This window comes from Kocuria cellulosilytica (assembly GCF_040981245.1).
GTDB lineage: Bacteria > Actinomycetota > Actinomycetes > Actinomycetales > Micrococcaceae > Kocuria > Kocuria cellulosilytica.
Genome location: NZ_JAVFWZ010000165.1, coordinates 1 through 507, shown reverse-complemented (window position 1 = coordinate 507; position 507 = coordinate 1). Strand labels below are relative to the sequence as shown.

Below are 507 nucleotides of genomic sequence, written 5' to 3'. Positions count from 1 at the left end.
GTCTCCTTCCCGGGGACCCCGCTCAGCGGATGCCCTCGTCGGCGTACTCGAGGACGTCCTCGGCGTTGGCGGAGTCCACGACGGCGGGGCCGGTCAGCGTGGGCTGGCCGCCGCCCATCCTGAACGCGCCCCGGTGGTGCTGCCACAGCGAGTCCACGGACAGGTAGCCCTGCAGCCACGGCTGCTGGTCGATGGTGAACAGCACGTCGCCGTCCACGACGGCCTGGGCGAGTTCCCCGTTCATGTCGAAGGACGCGACCGCCACGTCGCTGCCGGCCGACTCCTTGGCCCCCAGCAGGGTCATCGTGTACGGAGCACCCAGGCCGATGATCGAGTCGGCCTCCTGAGAGGTCTGCAGCTTGGCCGTGGCGGTGGAGGACACCTGGGTCATGTCGGTGCCCTGCACGTAGAGGATCTCCGTCTCCGGCAGCACCTCCTTCACCCCGGCACAGCGGGCCTCCAGCCCCACGTGGCCCTGCTCCTGGATCACGCAGATCGGGTGGTCCA

Annotated in this window: 1 protein-coding gene; it reads right to left on the bottom strand. The window is 69.8% G+C overall.

Annotation, left to right across the window (positions count from 1 at the left end):
- Window positions 1–22: 22 nt before the first annotated feature.
- Window positions 23–507, bottom strand: a 485-nt coding sequence (locus RCG67_RS17515; protein WP_368828103.1) for a substrate-binding domain-containing protein, incomplete at its 5' end; no start/stop codon positions are given.